The organism is Shewanella sp. KJ2020 (assembly GCF_024197625.1).
In the GTDB taxonomy this organism is placed as follows: domain Bacteria; phylum Pseudomonadota; class Gammaproteobacteria; order Enterobacterales; family Shewanellaceae; genus Shewanella.
This window is the reverse complement of record NZ_JAKUKD010000011.1, coordinates 1-15,782: the sequence shown is the minus strand read 5'-3', so window position 1 is coordinate 15,782 and position 15,782 is coordinate 1. Positions and strand designations below refer to the sequence as shown.

Genomic DNA, 15,782 nt, shown 5'->3' with positions numbered 1-15,782 from the left:
CTGCGGTTTTAAGCGTTTGAGTAAAACCGCAGTGTTTTGTGGAATAAGAATGCTATGAATATGAGTCTGATGTCGAGGGAGGGGACATTATCCTTTTCTCCCCAAAGACAGGAGAGTTTCAATCAATTAGTGTGCGTCGAACGCTGGAACGAAACTGCTGATGTGGTGAGCTTTCGTTTTCAAGCCGGCGAGCCAATGAAGTTTGACTATAAGCCTGGCCAGTTTATGACCTTAGTGCTTGAGATCAACGGTGAACAGGCTTGTCGCAGTTATACCTTATCTTCCACACCCTCGCGGCCCTATTCACTTATGGTGACCATTAAGCGAGTCGAAGGTGGACTGGTCTCCAATTATCTTATTGACCATCTGCAGCCGGGGCAAAGTGTTCGAGTATTACCGCCAACGGGGCAGTTTAATCTGTTTGATATTCCTGCAAAAAAATATCTATTCTTGAGTGCTGGCTGCGGCATTACCCCTATGTACTCTATGTCCCGTTATCTTACCGATAGCCAGATGGACGCCGATATTGCCTTTGTACACAGTGCGCGCTCCGAAGCGGACATCATTTTTAAATCCTCCTTAGCCACTATGGCGCAGCGTCATAGTTGTTTTAAGCTGCGTTATATGTGTGAATCTATCACAACAGAAACGCTATGGCATGGGGATGAGGTTTTACATGAAATCGGGCGTTTAAGTGCCGAAAGTTTACTTAACTTAGTACCTGATTTTGCGGAAAGAACCGTGTTTTTATGTGGCCCAGAGCCCTATATGCAGGCCGTAAAACGTTTACTGGGCGAGCTTAATTTTGATATGGCTCAATTGCACCATGAAAGCTTTGCCACCGCGGTCAAAGATGCGCAGCACAGAGTTAAGCAGGCTGAAATGCAGGGCATAGAGCCCGCCAATTCCAGTTCGTCTTTTATGTTGTCCATCGGCGATAGAAAGCGCGTGTTAACTTCAGAGCAAAGCTTACTCGAAGGCATTGAGGCCGAAGGTTTGCCGATTATTGCGGCCTGCCGCTCTGGCGTCTGTGGTGCCTGCAAGTGCCAAGTACTTGAAGGTGAAACAGAATCCAGCAGCACTATGACATTAACCCCCGCTGAGATTGAAGCTGGCTTTGTGTTAGCTTGTTCAACTAAGCTGAAGTCCGATATCACCTTGTCCTTGTAGTCTGTATGGGCATTGATTTTCGAGCGGAAATATTTTAATTCCTTAGTTGCGATTATTTACCCGAGAACGTAAGGTTAAAGACAAGGGCGTTGATTGTGAGCGCCCAGTCCCATTGTCTGGCTGGAGTCTCTCAATGACAACGACAACCACCTATGCCGCAAAAATTGAAGATCGTAGCCTTGGGCATTTGCTTTATGCTTTGATGTCGGGCTTCCCGCTACTTTTGCTTCCTGTACTCTTGAGTCTGTTTATCAACCTATCCCAACGCCAAACACTGAATAATGGTTTGCTTGCTTCGCATCTGCGTTGGCAGCGCCATTCCAATATTATTTTTATAGGCCTGTTGGCTCTCGGTTATTGGGTGCCTGTCACTTGGCTCAGTCTTTCGATTTATCTCTTTGGTATTATTTGGTTTTGCCATCGGATCCTAAAAGGCTGGTTAAGCTTATTGGATGGTTTAGAAATCTAAATATGTGCTAGAGTCTCTGCATCCTAGCGTTAAAAGAGGCTCCCATGTCCAGCTATCAAATTCTCTGTATTCTCTGTGCGTTAGCCTTAGTCACCTCGGTAATCTCCTCTCGGGTGCATAAATTACAAGAAACTGTTGCTATCACGGCTTTGGCCCTTGGGATGAGTTTATTGCTTCTCCTCGGGGGAAAGGCGCTAGGGGGCGAAGTATATGGCTATTTTGTGGTTGGGCTTAAGAAGCTCGATTTTCAGGCGCTCTTACTGAACGGCATGCTCGGTTTGTAGTGGTCAACTAAATTTGGCCACAACTTTAGAATCTTCCCAAAATCGTCGTTCTGATTCATTTGGGCTCAATCCTGCATTGTAATGATGTGGCCTGACTTCACAGTAATAACCAATGATGTAATCAGTCACATCTTGTTTAGCTTCGCTAAAACTCTTGTAGCCTTGTGTCGGGAGCCATTCCGTTTTTAAACTCCTGAAAAATCGCTCCATTGGCGCATTATCCCAGCAGTTACCGCGACGGCTCATGCTTTGAGTGATTTGATATTTCCACAACCGTTGACGGTATTTCAGGCTGGTATAATGGCAGCCTTGATCTGAATGAAATATCAGGTTTTTAGGCTTCCCCCGTGATTCAAATGCCATTTCTAACGCCTTCACCGTTAACTCGGTATCCGGTGAAAATGACATCGCCCAACCAATGGCTTTTCTCGAAAATAAATCCAGCACAACCGCTAAATAGCACCAACGATTACCCGCCCAAATATACGTCACATCGCCACACCAAACGTTGTTAGGTTCGACAACTGCAAATTGTCGTTTGAGTAAATTAGGGATGGTCACATGCTCATTTTCAGCTTTTTTATAGCTGTGTTTGGGTTGTTGGCAACTCACTAATCCAAGCTTTTTCATTAACCGAGTCGCCCGATAACGACTTAACGTAAAGCCACGTTCAGAAGCGATGGTGGCTATACTTCGCGCACCCGCAGACTCCTTACTTTCAGCATGTATCGCTTTGATTTCACATTCTAAAAGTCGCTGTTCTGGTGTCACCACAAGCTCACTGCTTGCCCAATAACGGTAGCTACTCCGGTTCACGTTGAATACGTGGCATAACACTGAAATAGGGTATTTGTTGCTCTGATTGAGTTTCTCGATTATCGAGAATTGTTCAGCGAGTCCGACATCAATAGAGCTGTAGCCTCGGTGTGCCCCTTGGGTATTTTTAGGATTTCTTTCTCGAGATTAATCCGTTCAATTTCGCGTTTAAGTGCCCTGATTTCAATTTGTTCTGGTGTCATTGGTGAGGCTTTAGGAGCATGCCCTTGGCGCTCAACCTGAAGCTGTGTTACCCACTTACTGACCGTCGATTTACCCACGTTCATGGCTTTTGCAGCCGCTTCTTGTGTATAGCCTTGATCAACGACTAATTGAGCGGTTTCGAGCTTAATGGCAGCGCTATATCGTGCACGTTTACTTTTATTCATATTGTCACCTAAATGGGTTATGAGTGAGATCATAACATTTCTTATTAGGTGGCCAAATTCACTATGCCACTACAGTTTCTTACTTTTCGCTGGTGCCCTGCAGATCCGCTTATCAATATTAAAGCACCAAAAGTGGGAGATCCTCATCCTTGCCTGTGTGAGCACTTTGCTGTCGACCTTTATTATTGGTGGTCTGCTGTTTTGGGTTGCACCCCAGTTGGGATTGCCCCTCGCACTCACACATTGTTTACTCTTTGGCGCCTTAATTTCTCCCACGGATCCCATTGCCGTGCTGGCCATTTTAAAGAAGATGGGGGCCCCGGAGGATATTGCTATTCAAGTGGAGGGAGAGTCTCTATTTAATGATGGAATCGGGTTAGTCATTTTTGTGGTGTTGTCCCAAATGGCGTTTTCGACCGAGCCCATTACGGCTCTGCAGGTATCGGGCTTGTTTGTTCATGAGGCGATAGGTGGCCTGATTTACGGCGCGGTATTAGGTTTCTTATTACATCATTTTTTCCGTTACTGTGAGGAAGAAACCCAACTCATGTTAGTGACTTTGCTTATTCCTACTGCGGGATATGTGATGGCGGAGGTTTTTGGGATTTCCGGACCGCTCGCTATGGTAAGTGCAGGTATTATCATAGGTAATTTCAGTGTGCCTAAATATTTTGTTCGCCAGGAGCGGGTTAAATTACTGACATTTTGGTCACTGATCGAATCCTTCTTCAATGCGCTACTCTTCCTGCTACTTGGCCTATTACTGCTACTTGTGACGTTTAAAGCACCACTGTGGTGGTTTATGTTTTTGGCGATTCCGCTCGTGCTATTGGCGCGCGCTGTCAGTGTGTTATTGCCTTATCGGGGATTTAGAATGGTTAAATCCTACAATCCCTATGCCGAGTCTATTTTGATTTGGGGTGGGCTACGTGGTGGATTAGCACTGGCAATGGCCATGAGCTTACCGCAGGGGATAGTGGTTGATACGAGCAGTGGTGTGGAGCTACGCGAGCTCTTATTAGTGATGACCTATGCGGTGGTGGTGTTTTCTATTTTAGTGCAAGGTTCGACTATGGCAGGACTGATCCGCAGGAGTAATGCTGTGCCAGTCAATGCGAAATAGGTTAGCTGGCCTGCGCCTAAATAAGCTTATCTGTGATAAAAAGCCACAGCTCAGTGCAGTGGCTTTTCTTTTACCTTAAAGGTTAACAATATAATTCACGTACAACTTGGGCCATGAGTTCGAGTCCATCATCTTCGAGTGTGCAGTTAAGTACTAAACCATCGGCCTTAAGTTGTTTAATCCCTTGGGTTTGCAGCACCAGAGCGTCCTGCGCTATGGCATAACAAGGGTTGATCACTATGGGTAAATGACTCGTGGCTTTAATTTGGATCAGGCTCGCGAGATCTAAGGTTGGAAGATTCGCATTATTAAAGGTGCGAACGCCCGAATCGCAGAGGATCAACTGCTGATTGCCTTGGCTTAAGATAATCTCGGTCGCCGCCAAAAATTCCTCATAGCTTGCCATATCATTACGCTCGAGCAATAGTGGCATTGGCAGTGTGCCTGCTTGGCTCAATAGGGCTTGGTTAAACATTTGTTTTCCGTTGATAAACAACATGTCTGCCTGTTGGGTTGCCAGTGCCATATCCGCGCTTTGTTCCACGGCGACAATGCACAGTAAATCGTACTGATGCAGAATTTGACGCAGTTTAGCTAAGGTTAACTCGGGTGAGACTAAGAGGTTTACTGCCTCTAAAATAATGGCTTGAAACCCGATTTCCTTAAGTTGTTTCACCCTATGCTCAAATTGAGATAACGCTAAGGGAGACAGTTCCTTCGTCAGACTCATCTTGGCTATCGCCCCAATGTGGCCTGCGCCGATGCTCAATGGGCCGCTGTTAATTTCACTGTCCTGCGCTTTATAGGCTTTGCTATATCTATAGGGACTTATTTCTGGTGTATTGTCGCTCAGATTCTGAGTCTTAGAGGTGCTAGGCTCAATCAGCAGTTGACTGTTACTCAGCTGTGTTGGTTTGACTGTTTCGCAGGGATAGCAGCCTAAGACTTTAATAAAACGTGTGATCCGCTCTAACTGCTTCAATCCCGCCTGCATAGCTTCGCTGGAAATATTGGCATCGATATCGAGGTAGAACATTTCTTCCCAGGGGGTGCCTGGGATAGGGCGAGACTCTAACTTGCTCATATTCAATTGATGAGCCTTCAGTACCAGCAAAGCCTCGACTAAGGCACCGGCCTTTTGACCCGTTGCCATAATTAAGGTCGTTTTTGCGGGGAGTTGTTCAGGCACAGCCACGGCTTTACGGGCGACAACAATAAAACGGCTTTGGTTGATTTTTTGATTCGCAAGGCCCGCTTCAATGGACTCTAACTGATACAGCGCACCCCCTTCGGCGCTACCAATAGCACCAGCACTATTGTCGGCACTTTGATTGACCTTTTCCATCGCCTCGGCGCTGCTCGAGCAATATTCTAACCTTATGTCTTTGTGTTGACTGAGATAACGGCTGCATTGGCTGATGGGCTGTGGATGGGCGTAAATGGTCTTGATATCACTTAATTTGCTGCCGGGTTTGCCAAGTAAACAATGGCTCACTTCTATAGTGGTCTCGCCAACGATGGAGAGACTGGTATGCTGCAGCACATCGTACACTTCGTTGATCGAACCCGATGAGGTATTTTCAATCGGTAGGAACCCATAATCGGCATGACCCGATTCAACCGCTTGGACAATTTCATCGAAACTTTGGCAGCCTAAATCCAACATATCGACTTGGCGGCGTAGGCAATAACGGGTCGCGGCAAGGTAAGAATAGGAGCCCCTAGCACCAAGGTAGGCGATACAATACTGCTGTTTTTGCGTTTCAGGATTGGCGCGGCCGTGTAAATAAGCCTGCTGATTGAGCACTGAATCTTCAATAATGCTTTGATAAAGGGAGATCACATAGTGGGCATCTAGGCCTTTTTCCCGTCCTTCCTTAACCAGTCTCGTCAGTAATTCCTTTTCCCTTTGGGTGTCCCTAATAGGTCTGATATCGACCTCTTTGCTGCGGGCCACTTCTAAACTTAAGCGGCGGCGCTCGGCGAGTAATGAGAGCAGTTCATTATCGAGTTGAGTGATTTGTTCTCGAGTTTGATTTAAAGGCTGTGGTTTATGCATTCTGACCTCAATTGCCGCCGTGTATTTATCAATCGTTTAAGACAAAAAAGCCTCCCTGTGGGGAGGCTTTGGATTTTTACTTTCGTTTTTACACAGTAAATCCGCCTCCTAGAGTGGGGGGGGTAAAAAAGAAAGTAAAAAAAGGAGTCGTCATCGTTTTCATGGGGTTAAAACTAAAGGGCTGGGGCGTGGCTGTCAATCAAAACTTGCTCAAGATGAGGGATTATCGGGTAACGAAGGAGAATAGATTAATTCTCCTAGGGATGAGGGGAAAAACTCTAGTTTCAAAGAGATAAAAAAGGCGAAGAGGATTATCTTCGCCTTTTGTGAGTATTAACTTATTCGTTAAATTTACTCGCCCAGTTCAACACCTGCACGATTAATTAAGAACTGAGTCAAAATCGGTACTGGGCGACCCGTGGACCCTTTATTGGCGCCGCTATTCCACGCAGTTCCGGCCACATCTAAATGCGCCCAATTGTACTTTTTAGCAAAGCGCGATAGGAAGCAAGCTGCGGTAATTGCACCGGCTGGACGACCACCTAGGTTGGTCATATCCGCAAATGGGCTGTCGAGCATATCTTGGTACTCATCCCATAACGGCATGCGCCATGCGCGGTCACCGCTCTGCTCACCGGCATTTAACAGCTCGTGTGCCAACGGGTTGTGGGATGAGAATAGACCTGAAGCATGCTTACCTAAGGCGATAACGCAGGCACCCGTGAGTGTCGCAGTGTCAATTACCAGTTCTGGATCGAAACGTTCAACATAAGTGAGCACGTCGCACAGCACTAAACGGCCTTCGGCGTCGGTATTAAGCACTTCAACGGTTTGGCCTGACATAGTCGTCAGAATATCACCGGGACGATAGGCATTACCCGAAGGCATGTTTTCACAGCCTGCGAGAATACCGACGACATTGATAGGTAACTTCATCTCACAGATGGCTTTCATGGTGCCAATCACACCGGCAGCTCCACCCATGTCGTATTTCATTTCATCCATAGCTTCGCCTGGTTTTAATGAAATACCGCCAGAGTCGAAGGTTAAACCTTTACCAACCAATACAATAGGCTTCTCTGTGCTGTCGACTGCGCCTTTATATTCCATCACAGTCATGATGGATTCGTTAGCACTGGCACGTCCGACGGCGAGATAAGAGTTCATGCCTAGTTTGGCCATTTGCTCTTCACCTACTGTGGTGACATGCAGGTTTTCATGTATTTCAGCCAGTTGGCGCGCTTGGGACGCGAGATAAGCTGGATTACAGATATTCGGTGGCATATTGGCTACATCGCGGCATAAATGCACTCCCGCAGATACGGCCATACCATGCTCAATGGCGCGTTCACCTAAGGTTAATTCGCGGCGAGTTGGCACGTTAAACACTAGCTTACGCAGCGGACGACGGGTTTCACCTTTGCGGCTTTTTAATGCATCGAAACTGTACAAGCTGTTATTGGTGGTTTCGACGGCTTGACGCACTTTCCAATAGGTATCACGACCTTTAACATGTAACTCGGTTAAGAAGCACACGGCCTCCATCGAACCAGTTTCATTTAAGGTGTTGATCGTCTTAGTAATGATCTGCTTATATTGGCGTTCGTCTAGTTCTCGTTCTTTGCCACAGCCAACTAATAATACACGCTCACTCAATACGTTAGGAACGTGATGCAGCAATAACATCTGGCCAGGCTTGCCTTCCAGATCGCCGCGACGCAATAGATTACTGATATAACCTTCGCTAATCTTGTCTAATTGCTCGGCGATACCCGATAGACGGCGAGGTTCATATACACCCACAACGATACAAGCTGAGCGTTGTTTTTCGGGGCTACCGCTCTTTACGCTAAACTCCATGAGCACTCCTAGATTCTTAAAGACAAATTTTTATATTTATTGGATAATGTCTGCTTGTCCCGGAAAGGGCCTAAGTTATTACTCCAAAGGTGATTTATTCTCGGCATTTGAGTCACGTGTTTGTAAAACACCCGTATACTTAAGTTTGCCAGGAACCCCTGAAGCTGGTCAGAAAACTATCAAAAGTAAACAGTTTACATGAAAGTTAGTCTGTTACCAGCAAAAAGATAAGTTTAGAGACCGGATCCTACCTGTGATTGTATTTAGATACCTTATTCGAGAAGTTTTAAAAGCGCAAATTGCAGTACTTTTTGTACTGTTAACTATTTTTATTAGCCAGCATTTCGTGCGTATACTGGCCGATGCCTCCGATGGTGAATTTCCTGCCTCCCTCATTGCGACATTAATAGGCTTAAACCTCCCCTATTTAGTGGTGCTCGTTTTACCCTTGAGTTTGTTTCTTGGGATCTTGATGGCCCATGGCCGCATGTATGCCGAGAACGAAATGGTGATCCTCCATGGGGTCGGCGTGAGCGAGTGGTATGTGACCCGCGTGACTTTAATTCTTGCCGTCATCAATATGTTGTTTACGGGATATTTATCCCTCTACGTCGCGCCTTGGGCGGAGGAACAACAAAATCAAGTGCTGGAAAAAGCCCAATCTGAAGCTGGACTCGCGGCATTGGTGCAGGGGCGTTTCCAGGCGAGTCCTAACGGTCGCGCCGTGTTATTCGTCGAGCGCATCGGCAAAGATAATGAACTAGACAAAGTGTTTGTGGCCCAGTTACCCGATCCCAGTGATGAAACGGGCTTAACCAATGTGGTGGTGGCGAAAGGCGGCCGGGTATTGGAAGACAATTCCGGTGCCCAGCTGTTGCAGCTAAATGAAGGGGTTCGTTACCAGGGGAGTCCACAGCTGAAAAACTACCAAATGATTGAGTTTGGTGATTACAAAATGCAGATTAAAGAGCAACAAGTCGATGAACGTCGTCGCAAACTATCGGCTCTCCCGCTGAAGGAGCTGCTTAAAGTCGAAGGAGCAGAAGCCGTGGCCGAGTTCCAGTGGCGCCTCGCTATTCCGTTGGCCATTCCGATTATGACGCTAATAGCAGTGCCATTAGCGAGGGTTAACGTGCGCCAAGGTAAATTTGCCAAGATGCTGCCCGCCGTCCTCTTGTATTTAGGCTATTTTGGTCTGATGGTGGCTGGGCGTAAAGCGCTCCAAGATGGGGTGATCCCGCAATATTTAGGTATGTGGTGGATACATTTATCTGCCTTGATTATGGGACTCCTGCTGCTCGGTAAAGACAGGCCTCTGTTCGCGCGTTTATCCACTGCGATGGCCCGTAGAAAGGTGGCCGCATGAAGATCTTAGACCTTTATATCGCTAGGGTATTACTGAGCACTTCGGCGCTGTGTTTACTGGTACTCACCGGCCTTTCTGGCATTATCAAGTGGGTGGACCAATTGCGTTTAGTCGGTCGTGGGACTTATACCATGATGGATGCCGGCATCTATGTCCTATTTTTAGTGCCACGGGATATCGAAATGTTTTTCCCGATGGCCGTTCTGCTCGGTGCTTTAATCGGTATGGGCATGTTGGCGTCTAACTCTGAATTGGTGGTGATGCAGGCATCGGGGATGTCGCGTCTGCAGATCACGCTTTCCGCCATGAAAACGGCGGTGCCTTTAATGCTGATGGTAATGGCACTGGGCGAGTGGGGCGCTCCGATTGCTGAGCAGAAAGCCAATGAGTTGCAAGCAATTAAGTTATCCGGCGGAAGTTTAATTAAATCACACCGAGGCATTTGGGCTAAGGATGGGGACCTATTCGTTAATATTGGCGAAGTTGAAGATATCAATAAACTCAATAACATCACTCTCTATAAATTCAATAATGAGCTTAAACTTACCAATGTTGTACACGCTGATCGCGCCCTATTTGCGAAGGATAGTTGGCGTTTATTTGGGGTTGAGCGCACAGAAGTGACATCCGATCTCGTGAGCTTAGATTACCTCGAAGAAGATGTGTGGAAATCGAGTTTAACGCCGGATAAGCTCAGTGTCGTGTCGATTAAACCAGAGGCGCTTTCTATCCGTGGCCTACTCGGTTATCTCGATTATCTTAAAACCAATAGCCAAGATCCCAGCCGTTATGAGCTCGCCCTGTGGCGTAAATTTATGCAGCCTATTACCGTCGGCGTCATGATGCTGGTGGCGCTCTCCTTCGTATTTGGCCCGCTGCGAACCGTGACTATGGGTGCTAGGGTGTTACTTGGAGTAGTGGCGGGTTTTAGCTTCTATATCAGTAATGAAATCTTTGGCCCTATGAGCATAGTCTACGAGTTGCCCGCCTATGTGGGGGCGGTGGCACCAAGTCTGTTATTTACGGGGATTGCCTTCTACTTTATCCGGCGATGATACGCATTCCGTTATTACGATAGGAGCCCATAAAAAAACGACGCTAAAGCGTCGTTTTTTTATGGGGGATTTGGCTTGGTTTAAGCTTCAAAACCTAAGCTCCGAAATCTAAGCGCCGTGCCAATTACGCATTTGGTTGGCTTCCTTAGAGAGAACAACCACTTCGGAGCGGGTCATCATATCCTGAAGCGCGAGTTTATCGTCGTTAATTAATATCCAAAGATTTCCAATCCCCAGCAATGACCAAACGATGCGAGCATAGGCTGTGATAAGGCTTAGGTTTTGACCGTTAGGATGTTGAATTTTAAGGCGCCAGGCGCGCATTCCTAAGGTTTGGCCGCCTTTACTCCAAAATAATGCGTAGAAAGTCCCCACGCAGAGTGCTAACCAAAGTTGATAAATACCATGGTAAATGGGGGTGCCATTGAGCGCATCGGCAACATGTTCAAAGCCATTCATGCCGATAACTCCAGAGTTGGCTAGGCCAAAGAAGAGACCAAAACCAATGGCGCCAGAAAACATAAATACGGCGATGGCTAACAGCAGATCATAGATGGCTGCGCCTAGACGGCGGAAGAAACTCGCACGGGGAAAGTTGGCATGTTCAGTATTTAACATGGGGGTTCCTAGTCTGAAAATCACAGTATGGAGCTAACATAACGCTTATGCTTCGGGCTCTTCGTCGCGGACAAAGTGGATATTGCTAAAGCCAAAGCGGGCAAACTCGACCTTTCTAAAATCTTTTTCCGCTTTTGCACCTTTGCGGGAGGTCATGGCAATTTGTTGTTCCATGGCGAGAAATTTGGCGAGATCTATCCCTTCCGCTTCGGCAACGGCTTCATATAAATCATGGTGTTTATCGTAGCTAAAGGCGATGGTTTTAGTCTGACCTTTGAAGGTATAAGTGACTTGACGTGCCATGGGGTAAACTCTCCTGAAATTAATTAAATTCACTTCTAAAAATAAAATACACAGCACCTAAGATGCACAGCCCAGCCCATAGATAATCGAGTTTTAAGGGCTCTTTCATATAGAAATAGGCAAAGGGGACGAACAAGCTTAAGGTGATGACTTCCTGTAAGATTTTTAACTGACCGACATTCATTACCGTGTAACCGATACGGTTAGCAGGCACTTGCAGTAAGTATTCAAATAGCGCAATACCCCAGCTCACTAGGGCCGCAATAATCCAAGGTTTTGAGCCTAGCGTCTTCAAATGCCCGTACCAGGCAAAGGTCATAAAAATATTGCTAAGGCAGAGTAAACCGATAGTAGTGAGTGTTGGGTTCATCATATATCTCGACAATTAATACTGTAAATCATATACATAGCATCATGGGTGTAACTGCCAAGACATTTATTGATAGTCTGAGGTTTAAAACCCATTTTAAGCCAATAGCTATCGGCACCTTGCACTGCCACTAGGGATAAGGAATTGAGATTATAGCGGTCTGCCAGTAGTTTTAAGCGCGTGAGCGCCTTAGCTCCAGCACCTAATCCTTGGGCTTTGGCCGAAATCGCAATATCGTGCAGATAGAGGGTATCTGCCTTAGGTAGGTGAGTGATGGGCTCGTAGAGCGCGGGTGGCATGTTGATTGTCCAAGGGTGGGCTAAACAATATCCGACCACGGCATCATTCACCTCAAACACAAAACAGGACTGTGGTGACACCTGCCACTTGCTTTGCAATACATGCAGGGGTTCAGGATCCAGTTGTGAGTAGCATTCCGCTTGGATCTGTAAAATAGCATCCCAATCCTGTGGGGTGATTGCACGCAATAACATGGCCGATATCTATCCCATTCAAAGTGTCTTGATTAAAATAAGCTCGGCATTATATACCCAAATCGTCCTAAAATGCGCTGAAACTCGACATTGACCTAGTTGAGTATCAACTTTGACTTAGCCGAGTATCAAAGTTGAGCATTAGCCTAAATATCGCTGACGGAGATGACGCTCAAGATACTGGCTATTTAACGGTTCGCCCGTCGCTTGGCGCATGAGTTCATCTGTGGTCAGTAATGAGCCCTTAGCCCAAATATTGTCGCTCAGCCATTGAAAAATTGTGGCTAACTTGCCGGCATCGATTAAGGCTTCTATTGGCCCTAAGGTTTGTTCCATCGAGAAGCGACACTGCGCCGCATACATGGCGCCTAAGGTATAGCTGGGGAAATAGCCTAATTCACCCACCGCCCAATGGATATCTTGCATACAGCCATCACGGTAATTGTCATCTGTGTTGATACCCAACAGTTGTTGCATCTGGCTTGACCAAAAATCGGGTAGGTCATCTACGGCTAAACTGCCGTCGATAAAGGCTTTTTCAGCTTCAAAACGCAGCAAAATATGGCAAGGATAGGTGACTTCATCGGCATCGACGCGGATAAGTCCGGGATTAACGCGGGTGTAGTGTCTTGCCAAGTCTTGGGCGCTGAATTCGCAGCCTAAGTGCTGTTTAATCAGTGGTTGCAATTGGCGTAAAAACGCTGGGTTAGCACCGAGCTGCATTTCACAGAATAGACTCTGGCTTTCATGGATACCCATAGAACGTGCGAGCCCGGCGGGCTGGCCACGCCATTGTTTCGGCAAGCCTTGTTCATAACGGGCATGGCCGGTTTCATGGATTATCCCCATGATAGCACTGCTAAAATCGGTTTCATTATAACGGGTAGTGATGCGTACATCGCTCGGAACGCCACCGCAAAATGGGTGACTGCTGATATCGAGTCTGCCGTGATTAAAATCAAACCCCAAAAACGCCATCACCTCACGGCCAAGGGCTTGCTGCGCGCTGATATCGAAGGGGCCATTGAGCACAAGCTTAGGTTCATTTGCTTGGCTAACACTTCTTGGATCAGGGGCGGTAACCAAGTCTTTAATCCTTTAAAGGTTTGTTCCAGCTTTGCCGTGGTCATTCCCGGTTCAAATTTATTGAGTAGGGCATCATAGGGCGGAATATTTAGTGCTTCACCCCGAATTTGCGCTTCCTCCCTCGTGAGGGCGATGACAGCGTTAAGATTTGCTTTAAAGCCCAGCCAGTCATTATTTTTACGTTGCTCGCGCCAGGCATTCTCACATTGATAGGCCATCTTGGTTTTGGCTTGTACTAGGTCGCCGGGCACTAAGTTGGCCTGTTGATACTGGTATAACATTTCCCTGAGGTTAGCCCGTTGCTTATGTGTCAGCTGTTCATCCGCGGCGCGGGTTAAGTTATCGGCTAAGGCGGCTGAGGTTTTGAGGTCGTGTATATGTAGCGCCAGTTCAGCCATAGCATCGCCGCGATCTTGACCGCCACCCATGGGCATCATGGCCGCTTGATCCCAGTCACCCAAAGCACTGAAATGTTCAAAGTGAGAAATTTTCTGGAAATGAGCGGTGAGTTTATCGTAACTTGGCGTTGGTACTTTAGTCTTAGCTGTGCCCATGGGATTTCCCTTCTTGCGCCTAAAACCTGCGCGAATAAATAACAATAACAGGATGATAATACAATGGAGTCAAAATCATATAGCACTAAAACGCTTAAGGCTGCGCTGTGCCTGACCTTCGCCGCTATCGCTTCGACGGCGCAGGCGGGGCCGATAAATTTGTGGCTGGGCCTGCAATTCCTGAGTTTGGTCAGGTAGCCAAAGTCGACTGCATGATGCCCATTCCTAAGGGTATGAAGTTTAAAGTGGCTTTTGATATGAGTAAGGCGGCCGATTAAGATGAATTTTTAGTTTGGAAATGGGGCTTGCCTTGCTATTCTGTGGTCCGTAAGTCGATAATTACAGTGAAATAAATGGAATGTTGTATCGTTCAAGGAGATGACTATGTGGGCGTTTTTAGTTGAACAGCCTAATTTACCTTACACTATCGCCTTTGCTTGCGTGCTAGCCCTTGGTGTATTTGAAGCCTTAGCCCTGTTAATCGGTTTGAGCATGTTAAGTGCCTTAGACCAATGGGTACCAACCGATGTTGATTATGATGCCGATGCGAGTGTCGGTGGGCTCACCGGCATTGCGGGCTGGTTATGTCTTAATCGACTCCCTCTGCTGATTTGGTTTGTGCTCGCACTGACCAGTTTTGCGATAACGGGTTATCTCACTAATTTTATTAGTCTAAGTGTGGCGGGCATGCTATTGCCACAACTCTTCACCTTACCTATTGCTATCGTTGGTAGTGCATTCGCTTGCCGTTATTTAGGGCGAGTGCTCGCCGATCACTTACCCAAAAATGAATCGACGGCAATATCGCTAGACGATCTTAGCGGTTATGTTGGCACTATAACCTTAGGCTGTGCGATGAAAGGCATGCCCTCAGAGGCTGTCGTGCGCGATAAACATCAGCAAAAACATTATGTTTTAGTCGAGCCAGAAATATCGGGGGTCGAGTTTGCCTCAGGCACTCAGGTGGTGCTGCTAAGGCGCGAGGGCAGAGTCTGGTCTGCGACTCGTTTTGATAATTAGTATTTTAAAGCCATTATTTAATTGAAAAGGAAAGCAAATGGATGTGTTAAACGAAGTCACTAATCCGAGTCATTTTGTGCTGTTAGTTGCGGGTATGGTAGTGATAGGCCTGATTGTTATCGGCCTGATTTTTGCCAAGTTATATAAACGTGCGACCAAGGAAATGGCTTTTGTGCGTACGGGGTTTGGCGGCGAAAAAATTATTAAAGACGGCGGAGCTATTGTGTTACCCGTGCTGCATGAAACCATTGCAGTGAATATGTTATGCATCCCTAAAAGTGTAACTGTTAATTGATATTCTAGAATACCTGCATATACTGTTTTTTTATACAGTTAATTAATGCGGGTTTAGAATAGTTATGATTGCACTGAGATCCACACCCGACTTTGAAATAGAAAGCGTCAAATACCCTAATTTCCCATTACTAACTTGGGAAATAGATAATCCAGAATTAGGGATTGAGTCTGGAATGCTTTGTGAAGAGGCTATGCACTTTTTGATATATGAGTGCTTGAAACGAGGTCGGGTGAATAGTGAAAACACTTGGTGGACGTATGCCAATCACTTGTGTCAATTCCTGACGTTTTGTGAGCAGAACAACTTAGACTGGCGAGACATTTATCTAGCGTCAATTATCTTGGCCGGTTTTCCGACAATTATCTTGGCCGGTTGATACCGAATTTTAATCGCCCTTACTCAGGGCCGTTTTACGACGATAACTTTCACCTTCGCAGTGAATAATCGT

Annotated in this window: 12 protein-coding genes, 5 pseudogenes and 1 other annotated feature; of the genes and pseudogenes, 9 read left to right on the top strand and 8 right to left on the bottom strand. The window is 46.5% G+C overall.

The window, feature by feature from the left end:
- The first annotated feature begins 60 nt into the window (after positions 1-60).
- The 3 genes and pseudogenes from MJO46_RS06515 to MJO46_RS06505 all read left to right on the top strand — a co-directional run.
- A complete protein-coding gene (locus MJO46_RS06515) occupies positions 61-1,170 on the top strand; it encodes a hybrid-cluster NAD(P)-dependent oxidoreductase (RefSeq protein ID WP_253988756.1) in 1,110 nt (369 codons plus the stop codon).
- Between the two features lie 133 nt (positions 1,171-1,303).
- Positions 1,304-1,639, top strand: coding sequence for a hypothetical protein (locus MJO46_RS06510; RefSeq protein WP_253988622.1), 336 nt, complete (start codon positions 1,304-1,306; stop codon positions 1,637-1,639).
- A gap of 44 nt (positions 1,640-1,683) precedes the next feature.
- Positions 1,684-1,917, top strand: a pseudogene (locus MJO46_RS06505) (sodium:proton antiporter); the annotation flags it as partial.
- 9 nt (positions 1,918-1,926) lie between these two features.
- Here MJO46_RS06505 and MJO46_RS06500 read toward each other — a convergent pair.
- Positions 1,927-3,128, bottom strand: a pseudogene (locus MJO46_RS06500) (IS3 family transposase).
- Positions 3,129-3,204: 76 nt separating this feature from the next.
- Here MJO46_RS06500 and MJO46_RS06495 point away from each other — a divergent pair.
- A pseudogene (locus tag MJO46_RS06495) lies at positions 3,205-4,251 on the top strand (cation:proton antiporter); the annotation flags it as partial.
- Positions 4,252-4,333: 82 nt separating this feature from the next.
- On the opposite strand, the gene MJO46_RS06490 reads toward MJO46_RS06495, so the two are convergent.
- Together MJO46_RS06490 and pepA are read right to left on the bottom strand one after the other, a co-directional pair.
- Positions 4,334-6,310 (bottom strand): chorismate mutase, encoded by a 1,977-nt coding sequence (locus tag MJO46_RS06490; RefSeq protein ID WP_253988621.1) that lies wholly within the window; start codon positions 6,308-6,310, stop codon positions 4,334-4,336.
- A gap of 40 nt (positions 6,311-6,350) precedes the next feature.
- Positions 6,351-6,468: a sequence feature (Phe leader region), on the bottom strand.
- Positions 6,469-6,661: 193 nt separating this feature from the next.
- On the bottom strand, positions 6,662-8,170 hold the full coding sequence (gene pepA / locus MJO46_RS06485) for a leucyl aminopeptidase (RefSeq protein WP_253988620.1): 1,509 nt from the start codon (positions 8,168-8,170) through the stop codon (positions 6,662-6,664).
- Positions 8,171-8,423: 253 nt separating this feature from the next.
- Between pepA and lptF the strand changes: the two genes are divergently transcribed.
- A complete protein-coding gene (gene lptF / locus MJO46_RS06480; protein ID WP_253988619.1) occupies positions 8,424-9,536 on the top strand; it encodes an LPS export ABC transporter permease LptF in 1,113 nt (370 codons plus the stop codon).
- The gene (lptG, locus tag MJO46_RS06475) at positions 9,533-10,591 is read left to right on the top strand and encodes an LPS export ABC transporter permease LptG (RefSeq protein WP_253988618.1); all 1,059 of its coding nucleotides are present in this window, start codon (positions 9,533-9,535) and stop codon (positions 10,589-10,591) included. Before lptF ends, lptG begins: the two co-directional genes overlap by 4 nt.
- Before the next feature lie 108 nt (positions 10,592-10,699).
- Here lptG and MJO46_RS06470 read toward each other — a convergent pair whose 3' ends face one another.
- The 5 genes and pseudogenes from MJO46_RS06470 to MJO46_RS06450 form a co-directional block, all read right to left on the bottom strand.
- Complete coding sequence (locus tag MJO46_RS06470; protein WP_253988617.1) at positions 10,700-11,209, bottom strand: RDD family protein; 510 nt, start codon at positions 11,207-11,209, stop codon at positions 10,700-10,702.
- A gap of 45 nt (positions 11,210-11,254) precedes the next feature.
- A complete protein-coding gene (locus MJO46_RS06465; protein ID WP_253988616.1) occupies positions 11,255-11,512 on the bottom strand; it encodes a DUF2960 domain-containing protein in 258 nt (85 codons plus the stop codon).
- Between the two features lie 19 nt (positions 11,513-11,531).
- Positions 11,532-11,882, bottom strand: coding sequence for a DMT family protein (locus MJO46_RS06460; RefSeq protein ID WP_006082592.1), 351 nt, complete (start codon positions 11,880-11,882; stop codon positions 11,532-11,534).
- Complete coding sequence (locus MJO46_RS06455; RefSeq protein WP_253988615.1) at positions 11,882-12,376, bottom strand: GNAT family N-acetyltransferase; 495 nt, start codon at positions 12,374-12,376, stop codon at positions 11,882-11,884. The genes MJO46_RS06460 and MJO46_RS06455 overlap by 1 nt, the downstream gene beginning before the upstream one ends.
- 141 nt (positions 12,377-12,517) lie before the next feature.
- Positions 12,518-14,016: pseudogene (locus tag MJO46_RS06450) on the bottom strand (carboxypeptidase M32).
- Positions 14,017-14,123: 107 nt separating this feature from the next.
- Between MJO46_RS06450 and MJO46_RS06445 the strand changes: the two are divergent.
- The 3 genes and pseudogenes from MJO46_RS06445 to MJO46_RS06435 all read left to right on the top strand — a co-directional run.
- A complete protein-coding gene (locus MJO46_RS06445; RefSeq protein ID WP_253988614.1) occupies positions 14,124-14,294 on the top strand; it encodes a hypothetical protein in 171 nt (56 codons plus the stop codon).
- Positions 14,295-14,400: 106 nt separating this feature from the next.
- On the top strand, positions 14,401-15,036 hold the full coding sequence (locus MJO46_RS06440; RefSeq protein ID WP_253988613.1) for a YqiJ family protein: 636 nt from the start codon (positions 14,401-14,403) through the stop codon (positions 15,034-15,036).
- 37 nt (positions 15,037-15,073) lie between these two features.
- Positions 15,074-15,298: pseudogene (locus MJO46_RS06435) on the top strand (flotillin family protein); the annotation flags it as partial.
- Positions 15,299-15,782: the final 484 nt, after the last annotated feature.

What these genes read in the sequence shown, in the direction of transcription:
- MJO46_RS06440 (WP_253988613.1), top strand. Translation starts at nt 14,401, where the DNA reads ATGTGGGCGTTTTTAGTTGAACAGCCTAATTTACCTTACACTATCGCC.
- MJO46_RS06470 (WP_253988617.1), bottom strand. Translation starts at nt 11,209, where the DNA reads ATGTTAAATACTGAACATGCCAACTTTCCCCGTGCGAGTTTCTTCCGC.
- MJO46_RS06510 (WP_253988622.1), top strand. Translation starts at nt 1,304, where the DNA reads ATGACAACGACAACCACCTATGCCGCAAAAATTGAAGATCGTAGCCTT.
- pepA (WP_253988620.1), bottom strand. Translation starts at nt 8,170, where the DNA reads ATGGAGTTTAGCGTAAAGAGCGGTAGCCCCGAAAAACAACGCTCAGCT.
- MJO46_RS06465 (WP_253988616.1), bottom strand. Translation starts at nt 11,512, where the DNA reads ATGGCACGTCAAGTCACTTATACCTTCAAAGGTCAGACTAAAACCATC.
- MJO46_RS06515 (WP_253988756.1), top strand. Translation starts at nt 61, where the DNA reads ATGAGTCTGATGTCGAGGGAGGGGACATTATCCTTTTCTCCCCAAAGA.
- MJO46_RS06490 (WP_253988621.1), bottom strand. Translation starts at nt 6,310, where the DNA reads ATGCATAAACCACAGCCTTTAAATCAAACTCGAGAACAAATCACTCAA.
- MJO46_RS06455 (WP_253988615.1), bottom strand. Translation starts at nt 12,376, where the DNA reads ATGTTATTGCGTGCAATCACCCCACAGGATTGGGATGCTATTTTACAG.
- lptG (WP_253988618.1), top strand. Translation starts at nt 9,533, where the DNA reads ATGAAGATCTTAGACCTTTATATCGCTAGGGTATTACTGAGCACTTCG.
- MJO46_RS06460 (WP_006082592.1), bottom strand. Translation starts at nt 11,882, where the DNA reads ATGAACCCAACACTCACTACTATCGGTTTACTCTGCCTTAGCAATATT.